Consider the following 24,839-nt stretch of genomic DNA (forward strand, 5'->3'; position numbering starts at 1 on the left):
ACTGAGCAGGGGGCGCGGCGAAGATAATAATGCCGGGCCGCGGCAGGCCCGACATCAGCGCATTAAAAGTCCCAGTCTTCGTCTTCGGTTTCTACCGCTTTGCCCATCACGTAGGAGGAGCCAGAGCCGGAGAAGAAATCGTGGTTTTCGTCGGCGTTAGGCGAAAGCGCGGCGAGAATGGCCGGGTTGACCGCTGTCATATCCGCCGGGAAAAGCGCCTCATAGCCCAGGTTCATCAGCGCCTTGTTAGCGTTGTAGTGCAAAAAGGTTTTCACTTCCTCGGCCCAGCCCACGTCGCTATAGAGCGCTTCGGTGTAAACCACCTCGTTTTCATACAGCGCCAGCAGCAGATCAATGGCGAACTGCTGCAGCGCCTCTTTGCGCGGCTCATCCACCTGTTCCAGCGCTTTCTGATACTTGTAGCCGATGTAGTAGCCGTGCACCGCCTCATCGCGAATGATTAAGCGGATCAGGTCGGCGGTATTGGTCAGCTTGCCGCGGCTGGACCAGTACATCGGCAGCCAGAAGCCGGAGTAGAACAGAAACGACTCGAGAAACACGCTGGCGATCTTTTTCTTCAGCGGGTCGTCGGCGCGGTAGTGCTGCAGAATAATGCGCGCCTTGTTCTGCAGCGCCTCATTCTCTTCGCTCCACTGATAGGCGGCGTCGACGTCGCTGGTGTTGCAGAGCGTTGAGAAAATCGAGCTGTAAGAGCGCGCGTGTACCGCCTCCATAAAGCTGATATTGGAGAGCACCGCCTCTTCGTGCGGCGTCAGCGCGTCCGGCATCAGGCCCGGCGCGCCAATGACGTTTTGAATGGTGTCGAGCAGCGTCAGCCCGGTAAATACCCGGATAGTGAGCTGCTGCTGCTGGCTGTCCAGCGTCTGCCAGGCGGGCAGATCGTTCGACAGCGGCACCTTTTCCGGCAGCCAGAAGTTGCTGGTAAGACGGTTCCACACTTCAAGATCTTTCTCGTCCTGAAGGCGGTTCCAGTTAATCGCCTGAATCTGTTGTAGTCGCATAGTTTCCATCACAGGGCGCAGGATACGCAGCCCTGCACCTCCGTGCCCTGTAGCGCCATCTGGCGCAGTCGAATGTAGTAAAGCGTTTTGATGCCTTTCTTCCAGGCGTAAATCTGCGCTTTGTTGATATCGCGGGTGGTGACGTCATCGCGGAAAAAGAGCGTCAGCGACAGCCCCTGATCCACATGCTGCGTCGCTTCGGCGTAGGTATCGATAATCGCTTCCGGCCCGATCTGATAGGCATCCTGATAAAGATCGAGGTTCTCGTTGGTGAGAAAGGGCGCGGGATAGTAAACGCGTCCGGTCTTGCCCTCTTTGCGGATTTCAATGCGCGACACGATCGGGTGGATACTCGACGTGGCGTGGTTGATATAGGAGATCGAGCCGGTGGGCGGAATCGCCTGCAGGTTCTGGTTATATAAACCGTGCGCCATCACCGCCTCGCGCAGCGCCTGCCAGTCGGCGCGCGTCGGCAGCGCAATCCCCGCCTCGACGAACAACCGCGCCGCGCGTTCGGTGCGCGGCAGCCAGTCGCGCTCGACATATTTGTCGAAGTAGCCGCCGCTGGCGTAGGTCGAGCGCTCAAAGCCGTCGAAACGCTGCCCGCGCTCGCGCGCCAGCTGGTTAGAGGTGCGCAGCGCATGGTAAGTCACGCAGTAGAAATAGAGGTTAGTGAAATCGAGCGCTTCCGGCGAACCGTAGGCGATCCCTTCCCGCGCCAGATAGCCGTGCAGGTTCATCTGGCCCAGACCGATGGCGTGCGAGCGCTGATTGCCTTCGGCCACCGACGGCACCGAGCCGATATGGCTCATATCGGAGACCGCCGTCAGCGCGCGCACCGCGACCGCCACGGTATTGGCGAGATCGCGCGAATCCATCGCGTGGGCGATATTTAGCGAGCCGAGGTTGCAGGAGATATCCTTGCCGACGCGGCGATAGCTGAGATCGTCGTTGAACTCGCTGGCGCTGTTGACCTGCAAAATCTCCGAGCAGAGGTTGCTCATATTGATGCGGCCGGCGATCGGGTTACTGCGGTTTACGCTGTCCTCATACATGATGTAGGGATAGCCGGACTCAAACTGGATCTCCGCCAGCGTCTGGAAAAAGTCGCGCGGCTGGATCCAGCGCTTGCGGATGCGATCGTCCGCCACCATCTCCTCATACTTCTCGCTGATGCTGATGTCGCCGAACGCCTGGCCGTAAATCCGCTCCACGTCATAGGGCGAGAACAGCGCCATCTGGCGATTCTCTTTTGCCAGCTGAAAGGTGATATCGGGGATCACCACGCCGAGCGACAGCGTCTTGATGCGGATCTTCTCGTCGGCATTCTCCCGCTTGGTATCGAGAAAGCGCAAAATGTCGGGATGATGCGCATTAAGCCACACCGCGCCCGCCCCCTGACGCGCGCCAAGCTGGTTGGCGTAGGAGAAGGCGTCCTCCAGCATTTTCATCACCGGGATCACGCCAGAAGACTGGTTTTCGATGCGCTTAATCGGCGCGCCGTTTTCACGCAGGTTAGAGAGCAGGAATGCCACGCCGCCGCCGCGTTTTGACAGCTGGAGTGCGGAGTTCACCGCGCGGCCAATCGACTCCATATTGTCTTCGATGCGCAGCAGAAAACAGGAGACCAGCTCGCCGCGCTGCTGTTTGCCACAGTTCAGAAAGGTAGGCGTCGCAGGCTGGAAGCGGCCGCTCAGCATCTCCTCCAGCAGCGAGCGCGCCAGCGTCTCGCTGCCCTGCGCCAGCGTCAGCGCCACCATACAGGCGCGCTGCTCAAAGGTTTCCAGGTAGCTTTTGCCGTCAAAGCTCTTCAGCGTGTAGCTGGTGTAAAACTTCCACGCGCCGAGAAAGGTTTTGAATTCAAAGCCCCAGGCCGCCGCCTCGTTATGAAAACGGCACAGAAAATCGAAATCGTACTGATTCAGCACCGCCGCTTCGTAATAGCCTTCTTCGACCAGATAGCGCAGACGCTCTGCCGCACTGGCAAAGGTGCGGGTATTCGGCGCGACGTGCTGCAGAAAGAACTGGCGCGTCGCTTCGCGATCTTTGCCGAACTGGATGCGGCCGTCGGCATCATAGAGGTTCAGCATGGCGTTTAGCGCGTGATAGTCGAGCGTTACGCCGTTGAGGGTGTCTGTTGTTGCCAAAATTGGGTTACTCCCGCTTTAACCGTGGCGATGTCGTCCGGCGTTCCCATCAGCTCAAAGCGGTAGAGCACGGGAACCTGGCATTTTTGCGCGATAATGTCGCCCGCCAGGCAGTAAGCCTCGCCAAAATTGCGGTTGCCCGCGGCGATCACGCCGCGAATGCCGCGCCGGTTCGATTCATCATTAAGAAAGTGAATTACCTGTCTCGGCACCGCGCCGCGACTGCCGCCGCCGCCATAGCTGGGAACGACGAGAATATAGGGCTGGTCGTGATGCAGGCGCGCCGCGAGATCGAGCGGAATGCGCCGCGCCGGTAGCCCAAGACGGGTAATAAACCGATGGGTGTTTTCCGACTGGCTGGAGAAGTAGACCAGTGGAAACATGGCGCTACTCTCCCGCCGCCGCGGGCTGGCGCAGACCGGCGATTTTGTCCGGGCGGAAGCCGCTCCAGTGGTCGCTGCCCGCCATCACCACCGGCACCTGGCGGTAGCCGAGCGCTTTCAGGCTGTCGACGGCTTCAGGCTGCGCGTCGAGATTGATCAGCTGATAGTCGATGCCGTGACGATCCATGGCGTGCTTCGTCGCATTGCACTGGACACAGTTATCTTTGGTGTAAATAATAATGCGCATGATTCGTATTTCCCTTTGGTCATGGGCCAGGTAGCATAATCCGCAGACGAAGGTCCCTGTTACGGACGGCGTCGCGGCTCGCATCTTGTGGCTGGGTGATAGAGAGAATACTAGATATAGCGTTATAAAAATTCAAGCGCACTATATATAGGGATTCTGGCAAAAGATCGGCAAAAAAAGGCTAACGCCAGGCGGCATGCGGATCGGGGCAGAGGAAATAATTTTGTAAAGAGGGGCGGGCGGGTAAGAGGCGAAAAAAAGCCCCGCTTGCGCGAGGCCTTGTCGAGTCTGACGAGATTAGCGGCGACCCACCAGCAGCGCGCCTAACACCAGGCCAACCGCAGCGCCGATGCCCACGCCGTGCCAGGGTTTGCTGTGTACATAGGCGTCAACCTGACAGCCTGCATCGCGCGCCGCCTGCGAAACGCGGTTATGACCGCCGTTCAGCTTCGCGCGCGTCTGTTTCAGCAGCGCCTGCGCCTGACTGCGCGCAGAGTCCACCTCATCTTTCGCTTCGCTGCCGTAGGATTTCAGCAGCGCTTCCAGCGAATCAGCAAGATCGTTCACATCCTGGTTAACATCAATGTCATCGTTTTTAGTGGTTCGATTAAACATTTTTTCGCTCCCTTTGATTTTAAACGCAATACTCAGTGTAGACGATGCGCTGATAAACGCATCGGCAGCGCCGGGGTTTAGGGAAATTCCGAAAGCCGCACGGCGGCGTGCTGTTGTAAGGTTGCGGGGCTTGAAAGAAGAGAGGAGAGAGCATGTATTTACGACCCGATGAGGTAGCGCGCGTTCTGGAGAAGGCGGGATTCGAAGTTGACGAGGTCACGCCCAAAGCTTACGGCTATCGCCGTGGTGACAGCTATGTCTATGTTAACCGCGAAGCCCGTATGGGACGCACGGCGCTGGTGATCCACCCCACGCTAAAAGAGAAGAGTCAGCCGTTCGCCGAACCGGCATCAGAGGTGAAAACCTGCGATCACTACACCCGTTTTCCGCTCTATCTGGCGGGCGAGTCGCAGGAGCACTACGGCATTCCCCACGGTTTCAGTTCGCGCGTCGCGCTGGAGCGCTATCTGCAAAGCGTCTTTGGCTGATGGCCGCCCGCCCCGTCAGCGCGGGGCACGGCACCTTTTTTAGCAAAACCTTATCTTTTATCACGTTGCAATTCCCGGCGGCGACGCGTATAAACCTGCCATATAGATGTTTAGACGTCCATATGGATAAAAAAGATGAGCGAGCAGGAAAACCCGTCACGGGATCAATTTAAGCGCACCATGAAAACGCGCCATCTGGTGATGCTGTCGCTGGGCGGCGTTATCGGCACCGGGCTGTTTTTCAATACCGGCTATATTATCTCCACAACCGGCGCGGCAGGCACGCTGCTTGCCTACCTGATCGGCGCGCTGGTGGTCTGGCTGGTTATGGTCTGCCTGGGCGAGCTATCGGTGGCGATGCCCGAAACCGGCGCGTTTCACGTCTACGCGGCGCGCTATCTCAGTCCGGCCACCGGCTATACCGTCGCCTGGCTCTACTGGCTCACCTGGACGGTGGCGCTCGGCTCCAGCTTTACCGCCGCAGGCTTCTGTATGCAGTACTGGTTTCCGCAGGTGCCGGTATGGATCTGGTGTCTGCTGTTCTGCGTCGCCATCTACCTGCTGAATATCATCTCTACGCGCTTCTTCGCCGAAGGGGAGTTCTGGTTCTCGCTGATCAAAGTTGTCACCATCATCGCCTTTATCGTGCTGGGCGCGGCGGCGATGTTCGGCTTTATCCCGCTGAAAGATGGCAGCGCCGCACCCGGGCTGAGCAATCTCACCCAGCACGGCTGGCTGCCGCACGGTATTTTGCCGATTATCATGACCATGGTGGCGGTTAACTTCGCCTTCTCCGGCACCGAGCTGATCGGCATCGCCGCAGGCGAAACCGAAAATCCGCAGAAAGTGCTGCCGCTGGCGATTCGTACCACGGTGGCGCGGCTAATTATCTTTTTTGTCGGCACGGTGCTGGTGCTGGCGGCGCTGATCCCGATGGAGCAGGCGGGCATCGTTAAAAGCCCCTTTGTCGTGGTGTTTGAAAAGATCGGCATTCCCTGGGCGGCCGATATCGTTAACTTTGTTATCCTCACGGCGATCCTCTCGGCGGCAAACTCCGGGCTATACGCGTCGGGACGCATGCTCTGGTCGCTGGCGAATGAAAAGACGCTGCCGCGCTGCTTCGCCCGCGTCAATAAACGCGGCGTGCCGCAGCTGGCGATCACCGTCAGCATGCTGGGCGGCGTACTGGCGCTGCTCTCCAGCGTAATCGCGCCGGACACGGTATTTGTCGCGCTGTCAGCTATCTCCGGCTTCGCGGTGGTCGCCGTCTGGCTCAGCATCTGCGCATCGCACTATATGTTCCGCCGTCATCATCTGGCGCAGGGCAGGGCGCTGAGCGAGCTGGTCTACCGCGCGCCGCTCTATCCGCTGACGCCGATACTGGGCTTCGCTCTCTGCCTGCTGGCCTGCGTCGGACTGGCGTTCGATCCTTCGCAGCGCATCGCGCTCTGGTGCGGCATTCCCTTTGTGCTGCTCTGCTATGCGGTTTACGCTATCACCCATAAAAAAACGCAGGCTGAGGAGGCCAAAGATGCAGCATAATTCCGTGGCGCAGGCGCTGGCTGAAAGCGAGATGTTGATTCTGGACGGCGCGCTGGCGACCGAACTTGAGGCGCGCGGCTGCAACCTGGCGGACGCCCTCTGGTCCGCGAAGGTGCTGATGGAAAACCCCGAGCTGATCTATCAGGTTCACCGCGACTACTTCGCCGCCGGGGCGCGCGTCGCCATTACCGCCAGCTATCAGGCGACGCCGCAGGGCTTTGCCGCGCGCGGGCTGGACGAGGCGCAGTCGCTGCAGTTAATTGCCCGCAGCGTTGAGCTGGCGCGACGGGCGCGCGACGACTATCGCGCCGCGAGCGGCAGCCAGGCCGCGCTGCTGGTGGCGGGATCGGTAGGGCCGTACGGTGCCTTTCTCGCCAACGGCGCGGAATATCGCGGCGACTATGCGCTGCCGGACGAAGAGATGAAGGCGTTCCACCGTCCGCGCGTGCAGGCGCTGCTGGCGGCGGGGGCCGATCTGCTGGCGTGCGAAACCCTGCCTTCCTTTGCCGAAGCGCAGGCGCTGACCGCGCTGCTGGCGGAGTTTCCCGAGGCGCAGGCCTGGTTCTCCTTTACGCTGCGCGATGCGGCGCACATCAGCGACGGCACGCCGCTGCGCGAGGTGGCGGCTTTCCTGCAGGCGCAGCCGCAGATCGTGGCGCTGGGCATTAACTGCGTCGCGCTGGAACAGGCGACGCCTGCGCTCCAGCAGCTGCAGACGCTGACCAGCAAGCCGCTGGTGGTCTACCCCAACTCTGGAGAACAGTACGACGCCAGCAGCAAAACCTGGCACTCGGCGCCGTCGGGCTGCACGCTGCATGACAAGCTGCCCGAGTGGCGCGCCGCTGGCGCGCGGCTGATCGGCGGCTGCTGCCGCACCACGCCGCAGGATATCGCGGCGATTGCGCACGGCTGTCAACCGCAATAAAGCGCAGAAAACAGGCGATGATAGAGCGATTAACGGCGCAGGGGCGGTTTACACTGCCCTTTCTGACTCTTTAGCGGATGCCTTCATGAAACAGCGACTTCTTATCCTTGCCGCCGCGCTGCTGCTTAGCGGCTGCGCCTCGATTGTCGGCTCGTCGACTCAGGCGGTGCGTATCGACTCGCTGCCGCAGGGCGCGCGTTTTACCGTGCAGGATGAGGATGGACGCGCCGTCGCAGAGGGCTATACGCCACAAACCGTCGAGCTGGCCAAGTCCACCGGCCGCTATTTCGGTAAAAAGCACTATCAGGTGATGCTGGAGAGTCCGGGCTACGTGCCGGTGACGCTGCCGATCGAAGGTAAAGCGAATCTCTGGTATCTGCTGGGTAATATTCCGCTGGGCGGTTTTCCCGGCTGGCTGCTGGTCGATCCCTTTAACGGCGGGATGTACAACCTCCAGCCGGAAAATCCGCGCCCCTTCCTTAATCCGGTCGGCGCGCGCGGCTGACGGCAACTACTGCGCGGTGGGCTTCACCATCGCGCCGCCTGAGCGGAACCTTTCCAGAAACTGATGCTGGAAAATGCACATGCGAATGGTGTTGCGGTACTCGCCGTTGATAAAGAACTCGTGCTTCAGCACGCCCTCCGTCTCAAACCCCAGCTTGCTGTAAATGTGAATCGCCTTCTCGTTCTCCTGATCGACAATCAGATAGAGCTTGTAGAGATTCAGCACGGAAAAGCCGTACTCCATCGCCAGCTTCGCCGCCTGGCTCGCCAGCCCTTTGCCTTGATGCGCCGGATCGATAATGATCTGAAACTCGGCGCGGCGATGCACATGGTTGATCTCCACCAGCTCTACCAGCCCGGCTTTCTGGCCGTCATGTTCTACGACGAAGCGGCGCTCGCTCTGGTCGTGAATATGCTTGTTGTAGAGGTCGGAGAGTTCGACAAACGCCTCGTAGGGCTCTTCGAACCAGTAGCGCATAACGCTGGCGTTGTTATCCAGCTGATGAACGAAGTGCAGATCTTCCCGCTCCAGCGGGCGTAGCTTAACCGTCATGGTCACCTCTTTGCTGACAGATTTGGCGCGAGTATAGCGCACAAGGTGCGCCAGCTCGCGCAATCTCTCAGGCGCCGATCTGCTCGACGATGCGCCCCTGCGCCATGCGCGCGGCGCGATCGCACATATGGTCGATCACGTCGGGATCGTGGCTGACCAGCACCATCGTCAGGCCGTCGTCGCGCTTGAGATCGTTCAGCAGGTTAAGGATCTCCGCCTGCACCGACATATCCAGCGCCGAGGTCGGCTCGTCCAGCAGCAGGATCTTCGGCTCCAGCAGCAGCGCGCGCACGATCGCCACGCGCTGGCGCTGGCCGCCGGAGAGCTGATGGGGATAGCGCTCCGCCAGCGCCGGATCCAGCCCGACGTGGCGAAAGCCCTGGTCGATGCGATCGTCGATGCTGTCGCGGCGCAGCAGCTTCAGCGGCTCCGCCAGGGTGCGGCGCAGGCGATGGCGCGGATGCAGCGAAGCGTAGGGATCCTGAAACACCATCTGCACGTCGCGGCGCAGCTGGCCGGTAAAGGGCCTGCCCGGCGCGACGTCGTTACCCGCCAGCCGCATGCTGCCCTGCCAGTGCGGATTGAGTCCGGCCATCACCCACAGCAGCGACGACTTGCCGCAGCCGGAGGGGCCGACCAGGCCGAAGCATTCACCGGCGTTGACCTGCAGATCGACCTCATGCACCACGGTGCGCAGCTCATAGCCCTGCCTGTGCGCGACGCTAAGCCGTTGAAGATTAATCATGATTCGCCTCCAGCGCGGCGCGATCCAGCACCGGCAGCGGCTGGCCGTGGGTCGCTTTGCTCGGACGGCACGACCAGAGCGTGCGCGTATAGGGATGGGTAGCGTGGGGCAGATCGGCGGCGGGCAGCGTATCGAGCAGCCGCCCTTTGTACATCACCATCACGCGCTCACAGTGTTCGGAGACCTGCTGCAGATCGTGGCTGATCAGCAGCAGGCCCATATTGCGCGCCTCGACCAGCCGACGGATCAGCGCCAGCACCTGATCGCGCATGGCGTGATCGAGCGCCGAGGTTGGCTCGTCGGCGATCAAAAAGGCGGGATCGGTAATCAGCGCGATCGCCAGCATCACGCGCTGGCCCATACCGCCGGAGAGCTGGTGCGGATAGCGCTGCATCAGCTGGCGCGGCTGCGGCAGGCCCACCGCGTCGAGCATTTCGCACACTTTCTCTTTGCGCTCGCTGCGGCTGAGGCGGCGGTGCAGCAGCAGCGGCTCCTCCACCTGCCAGCCGATGGTGCGCGTCGGGTTGAGCGCATATTTCGGGTCCTGCATCACCATCGCCACCGTATCGCCGCGCAGCGCGCTCCAGGCTTTTTCGCTCAGGCGCAGCGCGTCGTGGCCCGCCAACTCCAGTTTTTGCGCGTGCAGGCGCAGCGCAGGGGAGAGCAGCCCCATCAGCGAGCGCGCGGTCAGCGACTTGCCGGAGCCCGATTCGCCCACCAGCGCCACCCGCTCGCGGCCGATGCTAAAGCTGATGTTGTCCACCAGCAGCGCGTCGTCGCTGCGAATGCTCAGCGACTCGGCGTGAAGTAACAGATCATTTGGCATGGCGGGTATCCAGTCGGTCGCGCAGGCCGTCGCCTGTCAGGTTAAAGGCCAGGCTGGCGAACAGAATCGCCCCGCCGGGGGCGGCAGCGACCCACCACTGGTCGAAAATTACTTTGCTGCCTTCTGCCACCATCGAGCCCCATTCGGCGGTCGGCGGCTGTACGCCCATGCCGAGGAAGCCGAGGCCGGCGGCGGAAAGGATAATGCCGCCGAGGCTGAGCGCGGCGCGCACCACGGCGGTAGGCAGGCAAAGCGGCAGAATATGGCCAAACATCAGGCGTAGCCCGGTAATGCCCTGCATCCGCGCGGCGGCCAGATAGTCGCTGCGGCGCAGCGCCAGGGTTTCGGCGCGCGCCTGGCGGGCGAAGGGTGGCCAGCTGGTGAGCGCCAGCGCCAGCGCGCCGTTCATCAGGCCAGGCCCGAGCATCGCCACCAGCGCCAGCGCAATCACCAGATTCGGCAGCGAGAGGAAGATATCGGTAATGCGCATCAGCACGCGCTCCGTCCAGCCGCCAACGTAGCCGGCGGTAATGCCGACCAGCAGACCGACCGGAATGGTCAGCACCAGGATCAGCGACACCAGCAGCAGCGTCGGACGCGCGCCGTAGATCACCCGTGAGAGCAGATCGCGGCCGAAGCCGTCGGTGCCGAACCAGTGCTGCGCCGACGGCGGCAGCAGGCGCGCCGAAATGGTCTGCATATTGGGGTCGACAGGCGCCAGCAGCGGTGCGAGCAGGGCGGTCAGCACCAGCACCGCTACCAGCGTCAGGCCGATGGTCAGCGAGGTGACGCGGCGACGGCGGCGGCGCGGCCGCACGGTTTCGAGTTCAGAGAGTTGTTGCGTCATCGGGTTCTCGGATCGGTTAACCAGGTTAAGGCGTCCGCCAGGGCGTTGAGCAGTATGAAGCAGGCGCCGATCAGCAGCGTAGAGCCGAGGATAGCGGGAACGTCGGCAGAGAAGAGCGCGTTGGTCATATAGCGCCCGACGCCCGGCCAGGCGAAGACGGTCTCGGTCAGCACCGAGCCTTCCAGCAGCGTGGCGTAGGAGAGGGCGATCACCGTCACCAGCGTGCCCAGCACGTTGGGAAAGATATGGCGCAGCAGAATGCGGCCGCGACCGGCGCCTTTAGCGCGCGCCAGCGTCACATACTCTTTGCTGCTCTCTTCCAGCAGCGCGGCGCGCAGCAGGCGGGTAATGCCCGCCATCGCCAGCAGGCCGAGGATCACCACCGGCAGCCAGAGATGGGCGATAGCGTTGCGGAACATCTCGCGATCGCCGGAGAGCCAGCTATCGATCAGCACAAAGCCGGTTTTCGGCTCCAGCGTATAGACGTAGAGATCGTCGAGGCGGCCCGGTCCGGCCGACCAGTGCAGCACGGCGTAGAACAGCAGCAGCCCGAGCAGGCCGAGCCAGAACACCGGCACCGAGTAGCCGAGCAGAGAGACGAAGCGCGCCACGTTATCGATCGCGCTGCCAGGCTTCCAGGCGGCGAGCAGCGCCAGGCTGACGCCGAAGAGCGCGGCGAAGATCATCGAGCAGGTCGCCAGCTCGATGGTAGCGGGAAAGGTCTGCATCAGATCGTTCGCCACCGGCTGACTGGTCAGCTGGGAAAGACCGAGATCGCCGCGCGCCAGATGTTCAAGGTAGCGCCAGAACTGCACCAGCACCGGCTGATCCAGCCCCAGCTCGTGGCGCACCTGCGCATAGGTCGCTTCGCTGGCGTGATCGCCGGCGATCTGCTGCACCGGATCCACCGGGGAGAGGTGGGAGAGCATAAAGGTAAAGGCCAGCAGCCCGAGCAGCGTCACCAGCAGCGACAGCAGGCTGGTTACCAGCCGCGACAGGCGCGGCCAGATATGCCGGGCGAACCCGGCCTCTGAGGCTGACTGCGCCATTATTTGCTGACCTGCGAGTAGTAGACCATATCAGGGTTGATGCCCTGCACGTAGCCCTTCAGGTTGTCGCGCAGGGCGACCAGATTGCGCGCCTGCAGGCCGATCACATACGGCGAGTTTTTCAGCACCGACTCCTGCATCGCTTTATAGAGCGCTACGCGCTTCTGCGGATCGCTCTCCGCGGTCGCCGCCAGCACCTGCTTGTTCAGCTCGGGAATGTGCCAGTCGGAGCGGTAGGCGATGGTTTTGCTGCCGTCTTCCGGGTTATAGGCGAAAGAGGCGGCGTTGGTGTTGGGATCGAAATAGTCCGCGCCCCAGGCGTTCAGCGTTGCCTGATACTTATGCGCCTTAACGCGGGTGGAGACTTCCGAACTCAGGCCCGGCTGCACGTTGATCTTCACGCCGCCTTTAGCAAAGCTGCCCTGCAGCGCCTGTGCAATATCGAGATAGGGCGGCTGGTTGCTGGTAGAGAGATCGAAGCTGACGTTGGTCAGGCCCGCTTTCTGCAGAATCGCCTTCGCCTTTTCAGGATCGTAGCTGTAAGGGGTATCGTTGACCGCGCCGAGGAAGCCCTTCGGCAGGAAGGTCTGGTGTACGTCGAACTGGCCTTTCAGCAGATCGTTGGCGATGCCCTTATAGTCGAACAGGTAGCGTGCCGCTTCCCACAGCGCCGGGTTCTTCAGGGTGTCGTTGCCGCCGATGTTAAACTGAATGTAGTAGAGCGACGCCATCGGGTAGGCTTCGGTCTTCACGCCCGTCTTGCCTTTCAGCGCGGCGATCTGATCGGCACCGAGGTTACGTGCGATATCCGCGTCACCCTGCTCCAGCAGCAGACGGCGCGCCGCAGGTTCCGGCACGTTTTTAATCAGCACGTTTTTCAGCTTCGGCGCGCCCGCCGGCGAGGTCGGGTTGGCGCTCAGCAGCACCACCTGATGCAGCACCACTTTACGGATTTGATAGGGGCCGCTGCCCGCCGAGTTTGTCGCCAGCCAGCCGTTGCCCAGATCGCCATTCTTCTCGTTCGCCGTCACGGTTTTTTCATCGACGATAGAGGAGACCGGCGCGGAGAGCAGGCTCAGCACGTAGGTCGGGCTGACGTTAGCGGTCCAGCTGATCTGCACATGGTTGTCGTCAACTTTCTTCAGGAAGGTGTCGACGTTCTCTTTGGTCCAGCCGAGCTGCGTCAGAATAAAAGAGGGATCGAGGTTAAGCTTTACCACGCGGCCCAGCGAGAAGATGACATCTTCCGGGCGCAGCGGATTGCCGCTGGAGAATTTAGCGTCTTTACGCAGTTCAAAGGTCAGGCTGCGGTTGTCGCTGCCCGGCTGCCAGCTGGTCGCCAGCGTCGGTTTCAGATCGGTCGGATTTTGCGGATCGGACTGGACCAGGCGCTGATAAATATTGGTGAAGGCCTGCACGCTGGTCAGCTCAAACCCTTTGGCGGGATCGAAGCTGTCGGCGTCATCGATCGACTGGGCAATAACCAGCGTATCTTTTGGCGTGGCGGCCTGCGCGGCAAAGGCGGCTGTCAGCGAAAGCGCCAACAGGGAAGCAGCGGTTTTTTTCATGGTAATTCCTTGCCTTATAAAGTAGTAACGCGAGTGTACGGAAGGGCTTAAAGGAAGAATAGTCTATTATTGGCTAACCTTATGCAGAAAGGTTATAAGAGTAGCGCTCTGGTTATAAGAGCCGCAAAGCGGTGTTAAGTAAGTATAGAGAAACAGAACCTCAACGAAGCCCATTTAGCATTAATTTATTCTTTAACCTTTTTTCGGCGCGCTTATAATGGCGGCAACTTTCTTCTGGAGAATTCACTTGGACAGTCATTCGATTTGGTTACTGACACCGGCAAGCTGAATTTCCATGCTGCTTGCCATCCGGCGGGCAGCGATCCTGTTTAATAACGATTGCTTCCTGAAAACGCTATTTATTACAGGGCGGTCGTTATGCTGATTTTCACCCACGCGCTTTTTCCTCCTCCTCGCTCGCGTAGCTGACCGGCTGCGCCCTGCGCCTTCTTTCCGCGTCGTTCTCTGCGGCAAAGGGTTCGCGCCTGCGGCTTATTCGCCCGTCACGCTACGCATCCCCGCGAATATTTTCTTTATTTACGCACGCGTTAATTTGCGTGTCGGGATTGCTTTGCCTGTTGCAGGGAGAATTCACCATGTCCGAATTAAAACTGGAAAGCCAGACGCTGGCGAAAAATAGCCGCCGCGCCACACAAAGCGGCGCAAAACATTATTTAATCGAGCAGGAAGCCGATCGGACCATTGAGGCGACGCTGGCCCATTTGCACAGCCAGGGGGAGGGGCTGAGCCAGCAGGAAGCGGAGCGCCGTCTGTCGCAGTTCGGCCCTAACGAAGTGGCGCAGGAGAAAGCGCCGCCCGCGCTGCTGCAGCTGCTGATGGCCTTTCATAACCCCTTTATCTACGTGCTGCTGGCACTGGCGCTGGTGAGCTTTTTCACCGACTACTGGCTGCCGCTGCGCGCGGGGGAGGCGGGCGATCTTACCGGCGTAATCATCATCTGCACTATGGTAACGCTGAGCGCGCTGCTGCGCTTCTGGCAGGAGTTCCGCACCAACCGTGCTGCGCAGGCGCTGAAGTCGCTGGTGCGCACCACCGCGACCGTGATGCGCGACGGCGCGCCGCAGGAGATTGCCATGCGCGAGCTGGTGCCGGGCGATATCGTGCTGCTCAGCGCAGGGGATCTTGTGCCGGCCGACGTGCGCCTGATCCGCTCGCGCGATCTCTGCGTGAGCCAGGCGGTGCTGACGGGCGAGTCGCTGCCGGTGGAGAAAGTCGATCTCAGCGCCGAGGTGGCGGTAAAAAGCAGCGGCGGCCGGTCAGCAGGCAAAAGCCTGCTGGAGCGGGATAACATCTGCCTGATGGGGGCCAGCGTCTCTGGCGGCAGCGCCTGCGCGGTAGTGGTGGCGACCGGCAGCCAGACTTACTTCGGCTCGCTGGCGAAGTCGCTGGTTGGCAGCCGCGCCCAGACCGCGTTCGATCGCGGCGTCAACAGCGTCAGCATGCTGCTGATCCGCTTTATGCTGGTTATGGTGCCGGTGGTGCTGTTGATTAACGGCTTCAGCAAAGGCGACTGGACCGACGCCGCGCTGTTCGCGCTGGCGGTCGCCGTGGGGCTGACGCCGGAGATGCTGCCGATGATCGTCAGCTCTAACCTGGCGAAAGGGGCGATGGCGATGTCGCAGCGCAAGGTGATCGTTAAACGCCTTAACGCCATTCAAAACCTCGGCGCGATGGATCTGCTCTGCACCGATAAAACCGGCACCCTGACGCAGGATGAGATCCAGCTGTCGCACGTGCTCAACTGCGACGGCGCAGAGGATGAGCGCGTGCTGCTGCTCGGCTGGCTGAACAGCAGCAGCCAGACGGGGGGCAAAAACCCGATGGATCGGGCGGTGGCGCGCGCCGGCGCCCTGCGCATCAGCGAGGCGCAGCGCAGCCGCTATCACAAACAGGATGAGCTGCCATTTGATTTCGCGCGGCGTCGCCTGTCGGTGCTGCTGGAGGATCTGCAGCGGGGCGAATCGCTGCTGGTGTGCAAGGGCGCCGTCGAGGAGATGCTCGCCGCGTCGACTTTCGTGCGCGTCAACGGCGAACGCGTGCCGCTCTGCGCGGCGCGCCGGGCGGTGCTGCAAAAGCTGGCGGACGACTATAACCAGCAGGGCTTCCGCGTGCTGCTGGTGGCGACGCGCGAAGGGAGTATCGCGCTGCCGCTGACGCAGGCGGAGGAGCGTGAGCTGACGCTGGAAGGGATGCTGACCTTCCTCGACCCGCCGAAGGCGAGCGCAGGCGAAGCGATTAAGGCGCTGCGCGCCAGCGGCGTGGCGGTCAAGGTGCTGACCGGCGACAACCCGACAATTACCGCGCGCATCTGCCGCGAGGTCGGACTGGACGCCAGCGGAATGCTGACCGGCGACGAGATCGAGGCGATGAGCGACCTTGAGCTGGCGCAGGCCGCAGAGCGCAGCTCCCTGTTCGCCAGGCTGACGCCGCCGCAGAAGGCGCGGCTGGTGCGGCAGTTCCAGCGCAACGGCCATACGGTCGGCTTCCTCGGCGACGGCATCAACGACGCCCCGGCGCTGCGCGACGCCGACGTCGGCATCTCGGTCGACAGCGCGGCGGATATCGCCAAAGAGTCCTCTGACATTATTCTGCTGGAGAAAGATCTGCGCGTGCTGGAGGCGGGCGTGCTGAAAGGGCGGGAAACCTTCGGCAATATCATCAAGTACCTGAACATGACCGCCAGCTCTAACTACGGCAACGTCTTTTCCGTCTTGATCGCCAGCGCCTTTATTCCGTTTCTGCCGATGCTGTCGATTCACCTGCTGCTGCAGAACCTGATGTACGACATCTCCCAGCTGGCGCTGCCCTGGGACAAAATGGACCCGGAGTTCCTGCGCCAGCCGCGCAAATGGGACGCCGGCAATATCCGGCGCTTTATGCTGTGGATGGGGCCGACCTCGTCGCTGTTCGATATCACCACCTTCGCGCTGATGTGGTTCGTCTTTGGCGCGAATCACGCGGGCGTGCAGTCGCTGTTCCAGTCCGGCTGGTTTGTTGAAGGGCTGCTGTCGCAGACGCTGGTGGTGCATATGCTGCGCACGCAGAAGATCCCCTTTATTCAGAGCCGCGCGGCGCTGCCGGTGCTGCTGACCACCTTCGCCATTATGGCGATCGGCATCGCTATTCCTTTCTCGCCGCTCGGCGCGATGGTCGGGCTGGTGCCGCTGCCGGCTGCCTATTTCCCCTGGCTGGCGGCGACGCTGTTCGGCTACTGCCTGGTGGCGCAGGGCATGAAGCGGATCTATATCCGCCGCTTCGGCCAGTGGTTCTAGGCGGGCGAACATGAACAGAAAAGGGCTCGACCGGGCATTTATCGGCGTTGCGCTTATCGCGGTCGCGCTGATTCTGCTGACGGTGATTGTGCGCTAACTCACGGGCGGCGAGGCAGCTCGCCGCCGTTATCCCGCCTTTAGTGCGAAACCTCAGCTATTTTCGGTCTTAATTTTTCCGCCTGCATCACGCTTTTTTAACCCTGCCATCCAGCGGAACGCCCCCATCTGCCTTTATACAAACTCGTAAAATCCATTAAACAATTCGGCTGAAAATTCAGCAGCAGAGAGTTGTCGATAACGTAAATTTGTGGATAATACGCAACCAGTTTTACTTAAATTAACATTATTTACGATTGCTTTACGCGACAGGGACTGTCTGATGTATCTTCGCCATAAATCTTTTCCGCTCTCTTTCTCTCTGCTGGCTGGCGCTTTTTTAACCGCCCAGGCCGCTGCCGCCGACGCCTTTCCCGACGCCGGTGAACAGATCCGCCAGCAGCAACAGCGCCAGCAGGCGCTGGAGCGGCAAATCGAACCGCAGGCACCCGACGTGCGGCTTTCGCCGCCGGCTTCCAGCTTCGGACGCATTAACTTTCCCGCAGAAAAACCCTGTTTCCCCATCGCGCGCGTCGAGCTGCAGGGGCAGCAGGCGCTGCCGCACTGGCTGCCGCTGCAGCGTATCGCCAGCCAGGCGCAGGGAAAATGCCTGGGCGCGCAGGGCATTAATTTGCTGATGAGCGCCCTGCAAAACCGGCTGGTGGATCACGGCTATGTCACCACGCGCGTGCTGGCGCCTTCGCAGGATCTCAACAGCGGCGCGCTGCGGCTGGTGATCCTGCCCGGCTACGTGCGGGAGGCGAAGCTGACGCCGGATAGCGATCGCCATCTCTGGCTCTACAGTGCCTTTCCCGCCCACGCCGGCAACCTGCTGGATTTACGCGATATTGAACAGGGGCTGGAAAACCTGCAGCGGCTGCCGACCGTGCAGGCCGATATGTCGGTGGTGCCCGGCGAACAGCCTGGCGAGAGCGATATTCAGGTGCGCTGGAAGCAGCAAAAAATGTGGCGCGTCGGCCTCTCGCTGGACGATTCCGGCACCCGCAGCACCGGCCGCTATTTGGGCGGGGTCACGCTGTCGCTCGACAACCCTTTTGCGCTGAGCGATCTCTTTTATCTGTCCGCCACGCACGATCTGCAAGGCGAGGGCGGCAAGGGCAGCAAAAACTTCACCGGCCACTACTCGGTGCCGTTCGGCTACTGGATGTTCTCCGTGACGGGCAGCGACTATGACTATCACCAGACGGTGGCCGGTACGAACCAGGACTACCGCTACAGCGGGAAAAGCAAAAGCCTCGATCTGCAGCTCAGCCGCGTACTGCACCGCAGCGGCTCGCAGAAAACCTCGCTCAGCTGGGATGTGCTGACGCGCGAAACCCGCAACTATATCAACGATACCGAGGTGCAGGTGCAGCGGCGACAGACCGCTGCCTGGCGTATTGGCCTGCAGCATCGCCACTATATCCAGCAGGCCACGCTGGACGCTGGCGTCAGCTATCAGCGCGGCACGCGCTGGTTTGGCGCGCAGCCTGCGCCGGAGGAGTATTTCGGCGAGGCGACGGCCCTGAGCAAAATCGTGCAGCTTAACGCGCAGTTCAACCTGCCGTTCAGCATCGGCGATCAGCGTTTTCGTTACAACATGCAGTACCTGCGTCAGATGAGCAGCACGCCGCTTACGCCGCAGGAACAGTTCGCGATCGGCAACCGCTGGACGGTGCGCGGCTTCGACGGCGAGCGCACGCTTAACGCCAGCCACGGCTGGTATCTGCGCAACGATATCGCCTGGAGCACGCCGCTGCCCGCGCAGGAGTTCTATCTCGGCGCGGACTACGGCGAGGTGAGCGGCGCAGGCAGCGAGCTGCTGACCGGCCAGCACCTGGCGGGCGGCGTGGCGGGGCTGCGCGGGCAGGCCTTTAACACCGGCTATGACCTGTTTATCGGCACGCCGCTCTCTAAACCAGACGGCCTGCGCACCAGCAAGGTTACGCTCGGCTTCAACCTTAACTGGAGCTACTGAGCATGCGCGCGGGAAACTATGAGATTAAATCGCCGCTGATCCTCGGCGGCGACGAGAGCGAGGCGGAGGTGCTGGGCGCCGCGGTCTGGCTGTGGATGCACTCGCCGCTGCATCGCGACGCTCCGCTGCACGCGCTGCCGACGCTGCTGCTGCCGATCGTTAAGCAGCGGCAGTACGTGCTGGTCGCCGAAGCGGGCGAGCCAGTTTTTTTCTTTAGCTGGGCCTGGCTGAATGAGGAGGCGGAAGCGCGCTATCTCACGCTGCCCGCTATCCATTTTCCGCCTGAAGACTGGAACAGCGGCGAGCGCATGTGGTGCTGTGACTGGATCGCGCCGTTTGGCCATACCGCGGCGATGAGCCGTCTGGTGCGCCGCGACCTTTTTCCTCACGCCTGCTGGCGCGCGCTAGACCATCGTGGCGAACAGCGCAGCAAGCGCGTGCTGAATTTTCACGGCGCCAGCGTCAGCCGCGAGGCGGCAAAAGCGTGGCGGCAGCACCATCCGCTCGCCGTGGCGTTACCGCAAATCTGATAGGGACATTAGATGAACAGAAACCTGTACCGCATTATTTTCAACAAAGCGCGCGGCATGCTGATGGTGGTGGCCGATATTGCCGGTTCGGGCCGGGCAGGCGGCGGGCGCACATCAGGCGTGGGCCGCACGCTCAGCAGACTGGTCGGCAGAGTAGGCGCGCTAAGCTTTAGCCTCTGGCTGGCGATGGGGGTTATTCAGCCCGCCAGCGCCGCTATCGTCGCGGACGCGCAGGCGCCCGGCGGTCAGCAGCCGACCATTATCAACAGCGCCAACGGCACGCCGCAGATCAATATCCAGACCCCGTCTGCCGGCGGAGTGTCGCGCAACAGCTACAGCCAGTTCGACGTCGGCCAGCAGGGGGCCATTCTTAATAACTCCCACAAAAACGTTCAGACCGAACTGGGCGGCATGGTGACCGGCAACCCCTGGCTGGCTCGCGGCGAGGCGAAAGTTATCCTTAACGAGGTTAACTCGCGCGATCCCAGCCGCCTGAACGGCTTTGTAGAAGTGGCGGGCCAAAAGGCAGAAGTGGTGATCGCCAACCCGTCCGGCATTACCTGCAACGGCTGCGGATTTATTAACGCCAACCGCGCCACGCTGACAACCGGCCAGGCGCAGCTCAATAACGGCAACCTCACCGGCTTTAACGTCGAACGCGGCGAGGTGGCGGTCGAGGGCGCGGGAATGGACAGCTCGCGTCAGGACTACACCGACATTATCGCCCGCTCGGTCAAGGTCAATGCCAGCGTCTGGGCTAAGGATCTGAAGGTCACCACCGGGCGCAATCAGGTGGATGCCGCCCATCAGCAGGTGGTGAAGCAGGGCGACGATCCCGCTTCGCGTCCGCAGGTCTCGCTGGACGTCTCCAGCCTCGGCGGCATGTATGCCGGAAAAATCCGCCTGATCGGCACCGAAGCGGGCGTCGGCGTGCGCAACGCGGGCAGCATCGGCGCGCAGGCCGGCACGGTGGCGATCACCGCCGACGGCCGCATCGAAAACAGCGGCAGCATAAGCAGCAGCGGCGATCTGCAGGTTGCCGCCAGAGAGGGGCTCAGCAACAGCGGTGCGCTCTTTGCCGGCGGCAGCGCCACGGTCGCCAGCGCGGCGGAGGTGCAAAACAGCGGCTCCGTCGCCGCGCGCAATAACGTTACGCTGCAGGGCGCCAGTCTCAGCAGCACCAGGTCGGGCATCCTTGCCGCAGGCGTACAGGATGACGGCAGGATCGGCGAGTCAGGGGATCTGACCCTCGCTGCCGATGGCGCGCTGAGCGCTCAGGGGGAGAACCTGGCGGGCGGCAGCCTGACCGCGCGCGGCCAGCGGCTGGATCTCAGCGGCAGCCGCACGCAGGGAAAAAACATTACCCTCGACGCCCGCAACGGCGACCTGGTTACGCGCGGCGGCACCCTTGCCGCGCAGCAGCAGCTCTCTGCCCGCACCGGCAACAGGCTGGATAACGACGGCGGCGCGCTGAGCGCCAGCCGGCTCGATCTGCAGGCGCACGATCTCTCCAGCCAGCAGGGGCAGATTACGCAAACCGGCGGTGACGATCTCGCGATCGCGCTGCAGGGCAGCCTGAATAACCGCGGCGGGCGCATCGCCAGCAACAGCGGCAGTCTGACCCTGGACGCCGATACGCTGGATAACCAGTCCGGCGAAATTTCCCATGCTGGCAGCGGCGCGCTGGCCATCAGCACGCGCAGCCTGCAGGGCAGCGGCGGCAGGCTGCTTTCCAACGGTCAGCTCAGCCTGCGCGGCGGCGAGTTCAGCCTCGATAAGGGCACAACCTCCGCACAGCAGATCGACGTCGACGCCGACAGCCTGTCAAACCAGCAGGGCCAGCTGGTGCAGAGCGGCAGCGGCGAGATGCGGCTGCATACGCGCGGCACCCTGAATAACCAGGGCGGCCAGCTGGCGGGCAACGGCAATATTGACCTCAATGCCGCAGCGCTGAATAACCGCTCCGGCACCATCGTCGCCGCGCAGCAGGGCAGCCTGACGGCGCAGGTCAGCGGCGATATCGACAACCGCCAGGGGGAACTGGCGGCCAGCCGCGATCTCAGGCTAAACGCCGACCGGCTGGATAACCGTCAGGGCCGCGCATCGGCCACGACGGGCGCCGCCAGCCTCGCCACGCAGCAGGCGCTGACCAATGAGGCCGGGCGCATCGAAGCCCAGGGCGATCTGACGCTCAGCGCCGCCGGTCTCGACAACCAGGGCGGCACGCTGCTGGGCGATAACCTTCAGCTGGCGCTGGGCCAGCACGCGCTGGATAACCAGAGCGGCGTTATCGCCGCAGCAGGCGCGCTGCGCAGCAGCAGCGGCGCGCTTAACAACGACGGTGGGCTGCTGCAGGCGGGCGGCGATCTGCTGCTCGACACGCACGGCGCGCGCCTCAGCAATCAGCTGAGCGGCGAGAGCGGCGGCATTCTGAGTTCCGGCGCGCTGACGCTGCGCAGCGGCGAGCTGGATAACCGTCAGGGAATGCTGGCGGGCGGCGGCGATACGCAGCTGACCACGCAGGGGCTGAACAACAGCGGCGGCACGCTGGTGGGCAAACAGCAGCTGCGGATTGAGAACGACGGCGCGCTGACCAACGACGCGGGTCTGTTGCAGTCGGGCGGCGACGCCCGTATCGACACCCACGGCTATGCCTTGAGCAACCGCGACAGCGGCAGCAAGGGCGGCATCAGCAGCCTGGGCGCGCTCACCCTTAACGCCGGCGCGGTGGACAACCAGCAGGGCTTTATCGCCAGCCAGGGGGATCTTTATCTGGAGGGGGCGCAGCTGGATAACCAGCGCGGCACGCTCGCCTCGCAGGCGGCGCTTTCCGCCGTCGCGGCGAACATCAGCAACCAGAGCGGCACGATCAAAGCGGGCCAGGGGCTTAGACTGGACGCAACGCAGCGGCTCGATAATCAGGGCGGCGCCATCGGCGCGGGCAAGGCGCTGGGCGTTACGGCCGGCGAGCTGCTTAACGGCCAGGGCGTACTGGCGAGCGGCGCAACGGGCAGCCTGAGCGTCGACGTGCTGGATAACCGCAACGGCCAGCTGGCGGCGCAGCAGGCGCTGACGCTGCGCGGCGGCACGCTGAACAACAGCGACGGCGGCCTTATCCAGAGCGGCGACGCTCTTGATATCGGCGTGGATACGCTGCTCAACCAGAACAGCGGCGAGAAAGGCGGGCTGACCAGCCAGGGCGAGATGCTTATCCACGCCGGGCGGATGGATAACGCACAGGGGCTGGCCCTGAGCGGAAAAGCCTTGCAGCTGACGGCGGGCAGCCTGAATAATGCGGCTGGGACGCTGGTGGCGCAAGACGCGCTTCGCCTCGACATTGCAGCAACGCAGAACGCGCAGCGCCTCAACACCGCATCAGTGTTTAATGCGCTGCGCCTCGACACCTCATCGGCGCTGAATAACCGGGCAGGCCTGCTGCAGGGCGGTAGCGTGCTCGTCGACAGCCACGGCCGGGGCGTCGACAACGAAAACGGCACCCTCTACAGCCTGGGGGATCTCAGCCTGCAAAGCGGTGATATCGACAACCAGGGCGGCACGCTGGGCGCGAAGGGCGACCTCAGCCTGCAAAGCGGCGAGCTGGATAACCGCAGCGGCGGGCGCGTGGTAAGCGAGCAGGCGGCCAGCCTCACCACCACGCATCTGGATAACCGCGGCGGGCAGATCCAGAGCGTCGGCGATCTGCTGCTGTCGAGCGCGCAGGGCGTTATCGATAACGCCGCCGGTCTTATCCGCAGCGGCGCGACCGCCGTGATCAACGCGCTGCAGCTCAATAACCAGGATACCCAGGGCGCGCAGCAGGGCATCGAAGCGGCAAACCTTGACGTCAACAGCGACAGCATCGTCAACCAGCGCGGCACGCTGCTGGCCGATCGGCAGCTGACTATCAACAGCCAGGGCAGCCTCGACAACAGCCAGGGCGAGCTGGCTGCCGGAGAAGATCTTTTGCTGCAGGGCAGCGGGCTGGCGCTGATCAACAGCGCGGGCGGCGTCAAGGCGGGGCGATCGCTGACGATCCGCGCCGATCGCATCGGCGGTGACGGCCAGATCCTCTCCCGCGGCGATATCACGCTGGTCAGCCAGCAGAGCCTGAACAACAGCGGCGAGATGATCGCCAACGGCAGCTTCAACTTCACCACGCCGGGCGACGTCGTTAACAGCGGTAAGCTGCTGGCGGGCAGCAAGCTGGATCTGCGCGCCAGCAACCTGCTGAACAGCGCCAGCGGCGAGATCAATGCCGGGCAGGACTGGCTGAGCCTTAACGGGCAGCTCACCAACTACGGCCTGATTGACGGCAAACAGACGCTGCTCAAAGCCGCCACCTTAACCAATATCGGCAGCGGCCGGATTTACGGCGATACCCTTGGCGTGCAGGCCGGCACTTTTAATAACCTGGCGGAAAACGGCACCGCCGCCACGCTGGCGGGGCGCGAGCGGGTCGATATCGGCGTCCAGACGCTGAACAACCGCGATCACGGCCTGATCTACAGCGCGGGGGATATGGCGCTGGGCGGGCAGCTGGACGCCAGCGGGCTGGCAACCGGCAAGGCCGACACCCTCAACAACCACAGCGCCACTATCGAGTCGGCGGGCGATATGCAGCTCGACGCCGGACAGATTAATAACGTCAACGACCATTTCAGCACCGAGCTGGCGACCGTTTCCACAGAGGCGATCACCGAGTATCAGCATTCGGGCGACACCGTGCGCTGGAAAGCGGGTGAGCCGGGCGTGTTTGTCGATCGCAACTCCGCCGACTCGCTGCGGAACCTTAACACGCCGGGCAAAACCGGCAGCAACCACGACCGCTTCACCCAGTATGACTACACCCGCACGGTGCAGGAGACGCAGATCGCCGAAAGCGATCCGGCGAAGATCGTCGCGGGCGGCAATATGACGGTGAACGCCGATAAGGTGTTCAACGATAAGAGCCAAATCGTAGCGGGCAATACGCTGACGATGAACGCGGGCGAGGTCGACAACGTCGAGGTGCCGGGCCAGCGCATCACGACCGACAGCGGTAAGGTCACCAGCTACTACCGCATCCGTCATAAAGGCGGCGACAGCCAGGGCAAAAAAAGGTCGGCCTATACCCCGCCGGAGGTGATTGAGACGATTGCGCTGAAGCCGAGCCAGCTGGTGGATCATGGCGATATCAGCGGCACGCCAGTATCGCTGGCGCCGCAGAGCGCACAGGGCACCGACGCGGCGATCGGCCATACCGGCGGCGTCAGCGCCGCCGTGGCGGGCAGCGCGCTTGCGCCTGACTGGCAGGCTGTGGACACCGGCGCGCTGCCCGCTATCGCCGCCGCCGCCCTGAAGCCGGGACAGCGCTTTGAAGTTGCCAGCAGCGTCGCGCCGCAGCAGGGCGAAGCGGCGCGCGTGGTGCGCATCGTCGGGCCAGATACCCGCCTGCCGGACAACAGCCTGTTCAAAACCAATCCGTCGCCCGGCGGCAAATAG

20 protein-coding genes are annotated in these 24,839 nt (G+C 62.5%); 9 read left to right on the forward strand and 11 right to left on the reverse strand.

Annotation, left to right across the window (positions count from 1 at the left end; all coding sequences use genetic code 11):
- Nucleotides 1-62: 62 nt before the first annotated feature.
- The 5 genes from nrdF to LB453_RS06675 all read right to left on the reverse strand — a co-directional run bounded on the left by nrdF (nucleotide 63) and on the right by LB453_RS06675 (nucleotide 4,414).
- Nucleotides 63-1,022, reverse strand: a complete 960-nt coding sequence (nrdF, locus tag LB453_RS06655; protein ID WP_103794454.1) for a class 1b ribonucleoside-diphosphate reductase subunit beta — start codon at nucleotides 1,020-1,022, stop codon at nucleotides 63-65.
- Nucleotides 1,023-1,030: 8 nt separating this feature from the next.
- Complete coding sequence (gene nrdE, locus LB453_RS06660) at nucleotides 1,031-3,112, reverse strand: class 1b ribonucleoside-diphosphate reductase subunit alpha (protein ID WP_411970217.1); 2,082 nt, start codon at nucleotides 3,110-3,112, stop codon at nucleotides 1,031-1,033.
- Between the two features lie 26 nt (nucleotides 3,113-3,138).
- Nucleotides 3,139-3,552, reverse strand: a complete 414-nt coding sequence (gene nrdI / locus LB453_RS06665) for a class Ib ribonucleoside-diphosphate reductase assembly flavoprotein NrdI (RefSeq protein ID WP_103794423.1) — start codon at nucleotides 3,550-3,552, stop codon at nucleotides 3,139-3,141.
- 4 nt (nucleotides 3,553-3,556) lie between these two features.
- The gene (locus LB453_RS06670) at nucleotides 3,557-3,799 is read right to left on the reverse strand and encodes a redoxin NrdH (protein WP_103794422.1); all 243 of its coding nucleotides are present in this window, start codon (nucleotides 3,797-3,799) and stop codon (nucleotides 3,557-3,559) included.
- A gap of 297 nt (nucleotides 3,800-4,096) precedes the next feature.
- Nucleotides 4,097-4,414 (reverse strand): DUF883 family protein, encoded by a 318-nt coding sequence (locus LB453_RS06675; protein ID WP_103794421.1) that lies wholly within the window; start codon nucleotides 4,412-4,414, stop codon nucleotides 4,097-4,099.
- 152 nt (nucleotides 4,415-4,566) lie between these two features.
- Here LB453_RS06675 and LB453_RS06680 point away from each other — a divergent pair, with 152 nt between their 5' ends.
- The 4 genes from LB453_RS06680 to LB453_RS06695 all read left to right on the forward strand — a co-directional run bounded on the left by LB453_RS06680 (nucleotide 4,567) and on the right by LB453_RS06695 (nucleotide 7,874).
- Nucleotides 4,567-4,902, forward strand: a complete 336-nt coding sequence (locus tag LB453_RS06680; protein ID WP_081142412.1) for a DUF2002 family protein — start codon at nucleotides 4,567-4,569, stop codon at nucleotides 4,900-4,902.
- A gap of 135 nt (nucleotides 4,903-5,037) precedes the next feature.
- Nucleotides 5,038-6,444, forward strand: coding sequence for an S-methylmethionine permease (gene mmuP, locus LB453_RS06685; RefSeq protein WP_103794420.1), 1,407 nt, complete (start codon nucleotides 5,038-5,040; stop codon nucleotides 6,442-6,444).
- Complete coding sequence (gene mmuM, locus LB453_RS06690; RefSeq protein WP_103794419.1) at nucleotides 6,434-7,369, forward strand: homocysteine S-methyltransferase; 936 nt, start codon at nucleotides 6,434-6,436, stop codon at nucleotides 7,367-7,369. The genes mmuP and mmuM overlap by 11 nt, the downstream gene beginning before the upstream one ends.
- Nucleotides 7,370-7,454: 85 nt before the next feature.
- A complete protein-coding gene (locus LB453_RS06695; RefSeq protein WP_103794453.1) occupies nucleotides 7,455-7,874 on the forward strand; it encodes a hypothetical protein in 420 nt (139 codons plus the stop codon).
- 6 nt (nucleotides 7,875-7,880) lie between these two features.
- Here LB453_RS06695 and speG read toward each other — a convergent pair whose 3' ends face one another.
- The 6 genes from speG to LB453_RS06725 all read right to left on the reverse strand — a co-directional run bounded on the left by speG (nucleotide 7,881) and on the right by LB453_RS06725 (nucleotide 13,461).
- On the reverse strand, nucleotides 7,881-8,426 hold the full coding sequence (gene speG / locus LB453_RS06700; protein ID WP_033791956.1) for a spermidine N1-acetyltransferase: 546 nt from the start codon (nucleotides 8,424-8,426) through the stop codon (nucleotides 7,881-7,883).
- A gap of 67 nt (nucleotides 8,427-8,493) precedes the next feature.
- Complete coding sequence (locus tag LB453_RS06705; protein ID WP_103794418.1) at nucleotides 8,494-9,171, reverse strand: ABC transporter ATP-binding protein; 678 nt, start codon at nucleotides 9,169-9,171, stop codon at nucleotides 8,494-8,496.
- The gene (locus LB453_RS06710) at nucleotides 9,164-9,997 is read right to left on the reverse strand and encodes an ABC transporter ATP-binding protein (protein WP_103794417.1); all 834 of its coding nucleotides are present in this window, start codon (nucleotides 9,995-9,997) and stop codon (nucleotides 9,164-9,166) included. The genes LB453_RS06705 and LB453_RS06710 overlap by 8 nt, the downstream gene beginning before the upstream one ends.
- Nucleotides 9,987-10,844, reverse strand: coding sequence for an ABC transporter permease (locus LB453_RS06715; protein WP_103794416.1), 858 nt, complete (start codon nucleotides 10,842-10,844; stop codon nucleotides 9,987-9,989). Before LB453_RS06715 ends, LB453_RS06710 begins: the two co-directional genes overlap by 11 nt.
- The gene (locus LB453_RS06720; RefSeq protein ID WP_103794415.1) at nucleotides 10,841-11,893 is read right to left on the reverse strand and encodes an ABC transporter permease; all 1,053 of its coding nucleotides are present in this window, start codon (nucleotides 11,891-11,893) and stop codon (nucleotides 10,841-10,843) included. The genes LB453_RS06715 and LB453_RS06720 overlap by 4 nt, the downstream gene beginning before the upstream one ends.
- Nucleotides 11,893-13,461 (reverse strand): ABC transporter substrate-binding protein, encoded by a 1,569-nt coding sequence (locus LB453_RS06725; protein WP_103794414.1) that lies wholly within the window; start codon nucleotides 13,459-13,461, stop codon nucleotides 11,893-11,895. The genes LB453_RS06720 and LB453_RS06725 overlap by 1 nt, the downstream gene beginning before the upstream one ends.
- 596 nt (nucleotides 13,462-14,057) lie before the next feature.
- Between LB453_RS06725 and mgtA the strand changes: the two genes are divergently transcribed.
- From mgtA to LB453_RS23390, 5 genes are all read left to right on the forward strand, one after another.
- Nucleotides 14,058-16,754, forward strand: a complete 2,697-nt coding sequence (gene mgtA / locus LB453_RS06730; protein ID WP_103794413.1) for a magnesium-translocating P-type ATPase — start codon at nucleotides 14,058-14,060, stop codon at nucleotides 16,752-16,754.
- A 10-nt stretch (nucleotides 16,755-16,764) separates the two neighbouring features.
- Nucleotides 16,765-16,851, forward strand: a complete 87-nt coding sequence (gene mgtU / locus LB453_RS23385; protein WP_411970218.1) for a magnesium transporter protection protein MgtU — start codon at nucleotides 16,765-16,767, stop codon at nucleotides 16,849-16,851.
- Nucleotides 16,852-17,133: 282 nt separating this feature from the next.
- A complete protein-coding gene (locus LB453_RS06735) occupies nucleotides 17,134-18,828 on the forward strand; it encodes a ShlB/FhaC/HecB family hemolysin secretion/activation protein (protein WP_103794412.1) in 1,695 nt (564 codons plus the stop codon).
- Between the two features lie 2 nt (nucleotides 18,829-18,830).
- Nucleotides 18,831-19,358: a toxin-activating lysine-acyltransferase gene (locus tag LB453_RS06740; RefSeq protein WP_103794411.1), complete on the forward strand. Its 528-nt coding sequence runs from the start codon at nucleotides 18,831-18,833 to the stop codon at nucleotides 19,356-19,358.
- Nucleotides 19,359-19,370: 12 nt separating this feature from the next.
- Complete coding sequence (locus LB453_RS23390) at nucleotides 19,371-24,839, forward strand: filamentous hemagglutinin N-terminal domain-containing protein (protein WP_224481623.1); 5,469 nt, start codon at nucleotides 19,371-19,373, stop codon at nucleotides 24,837-24,839.

This window comes from Pantoea agglomerans (assembly GCF_020149765.1).
Taxonomy (GTDB): Bacteria; Pseudomonadota; Gammaproteobacteria; order Enterobacterales; family Enterobacteriaceae; genus Pantoea; species Pantoea alvi.